This is a genomic window from Peptoniphilus rhinitidis 1-13 (assembly GCF_000246925.1).
GTDB lineage: Bacteria > Bacillota > Clostridia > Tissierellales > Peptoniphilaceae > Peptoniphilus_A > Peptoniphilus_A lacydonensis.
The window spans coordinates 1-1541 of the sequence record NZ_BAEW01000035.1; the positions used below are offsets into that span (position 1 = coordinate 1).

The 1541-nt window shown below is 49.6% G+C and carries 1 rRNA gene; it reads right to left on the reverse strand.

Annotation, left to right across the window (positions count from 1 at the left end):
* Window positions 1-11 precede the first annotated feature (11 nt).
* Window positions 12-1536: ribosomal RNA gene (locus RH95_RS09065) — 16S ribosomal RNA — on the reverse strand.
* Window positions 1537-1541 lie beyond the last annotated feature (5 nt).

Sequence of the window (1541 nt, forward strand, 5' to 3'; positions counted from 1 at the left end):
ATTTTCCTTAGAAAGGAGGTGATCCAGCCGCACCTTCCGATACGGCTACCTTGTTACGACTTCACCCCAGTCACTTATCCTACCTTCGACTGCTGCTCCCTTGCGGTTTGCTCACAGGCTTCGGGTATTACAAGCTCCCATGGTGTGACGGGCGGTGTGTACAAGACCCGGGAACGCATTCACCGCAGCATTCTGATCTGCGATTACTAGCAACTCCATCTTCATGTACTCGAGTTGCAGAGTACAATCCGAACTGGGAAAGGCTTTTTGAGGTTTGCTTGAGATCACTCTGTTGCTTCCCTTTGTACCTTCCATTGTAGCACGTGTGTAGCCCAGGGCATATAGGGCATGATGATTTGACGTCATCCCCACCTTCCTCCGATTTATCATCGGCAGTCTCTTTAGAGTTCCCATCTTATATGCTGGCAACTAAAGATAGGGGTTGCGCTCGTTGCGGGACTTAACCCAACATCTCACGACACGAGCTGACGACAACCATGCACCACCTGTATTGAGGCTTCCGAAGAAGTATACTTATCTCTAAGTACGTCCTCAGTATGTCAAGCCCTGGTAAGGTTCTTCGCGTTGCTTCGAATTAAACCACATGCTCCGCTGCTTGTGCGGGTCCCCGTCAATTCCTTTGAGTTTCATGCTTGCGCACGTACTCCCCAGGCGGAGTGCTTATTGTGTTAACTGCGGCACCGACATTCGCCGACACCTAGCACTCATCGTTTACAGCGTGGACTACCAGGGTATCTAATCCTGTTTGCTACCCACGCTTTCGTTCCTCAGCGTCAGAATGAGCCCAGTAAGTCGCCTTCGCCACCGGTATTCTTTTTAATATCTACGCATTTCACCGCTACACTAAAAATTCCACTTACCTCTACTCTTCTCAAGATATGCAGTTTCAAATGCTTACAGTAGTTAAGCTACTGCCTTTTACATCTGACTTGCATTTCCGCCTGCGAACCCTTTACGCCCAGTGATTCCGGACAACGCTAGCCCCCTACGTATTACCGCGGCTGCTGGCACGTAGTTAGCCGGGGCTTTTTCTTATGGTACCGTCATTATCTTCCCATATAAAAGAACTTTACGACTCGAAAGCCTTCTTCGTTCACGCGGCGTCGCTGCATCAGAGTTCCCTCCATTGTGCAATATTCCCCACTGCTGCCTCCCGTAGGAGTTTGGACCGTTTCTCAGTTCCAATGTGGCCGTTCACCCTCTCAGGCCGGCTACCCATCGTCGCCTTGGTAGGCTTTTACTCTACCAACTAGCTAATGGGACGCGAGTCCATCTTAGACCACCGGAGTTTTGATCGTTATGACATGTGTCATTATGATTTTATTTGGTATTAATCCCGGTTTCCCGAGGCTATCCCAATGTCTAAGGCAGGTTACTCACGTGTTACTCACCCGTCCGCCGCTAATCCACTTTATCTTCGCCCCGAAGGGTTCTGTTAAAGTTTCATCGCTCGACTTGCATGTGTTAAGCGCGCCGCCAGCGTTCGTCCTGAGCCAGGATCAAACTCTCAATTAAAAAAT